This window comes from Bartonella sp. MR168JLCBS, assembly GCF_042194175.1.
Genome location: NZ_JBHIMP010000410.1, coordinates 1 through 680 on the forward strand (window position 1 = coordinate 1; position 680 = coordinate 680).

The 680-nt window shown below is 40.3% G+C and carries 1 protein-coding gene; it reads right to left on the reverse strand.

Annotated features, from left to right (window positions below; all coding sequences use genetic code 11):
- The coding region (locus ACFIK8_RS11660; RefSeq protein WP_375669519.1) for a trypsin-like peptidase domain-containing protein at positions 1 to 680 on the reverse strand (680 nt) is incomplete at both ends.

Below are 680 nucleotides of genomic sequence, written 5' to 3' on the forward strand. Positions count from 1 at the left end.
TTCCATTTTACCTGCAACCAACGCCCCCACAGCGTTTTCTAGTTTTAAACTTTTTGCAATATCCTCTGTCACTGGTTGAATACGAATAGCCAACCAACCACGTCTGATTTCTCCAAAACTACGCAACTGATTGATAACAGAAAGAGCCATGTCCGATGGTATAGCAAAACCAATACCAATAGACCCTCCAGAGGGCGAAATAATTGCTGTATTAATTCCAATCACCTCACCATTTCTATCAAATAAAGGACCACCAGAATTGCCTCGGTTAATCGCTGCATCCGTCTGAATAAAATTATCATAAGGACCAGCATTAAGATCACGATTGCGTGCAGAAATAATACCAACTGTTACACTTCCACCAAAACCATAAGGGTTACCAATAGCCATAACCCAATCACCAATACGCGCCTTTTCTGAGTCACCAAAACGTACGGCTTTTAACTTTTTACTTCCTGCATCCACTTGAAGCAATGCCAGATCAGTCTTGCTATCCTTTCCAAGTAATCTTGCCTCTAGCTTTGTACCATCGGTGAAATTAACTTCAATCTCATCAGCATCAACGATAACATGATAATTTGTAACGATCAGCCCTCTTAGCGCATCAATCACAAATCCAGATCCTAAAGAACGGACCTTTTGAAACTGTCTATCTTTTTGACCATCTTTTGGTGTAAAAA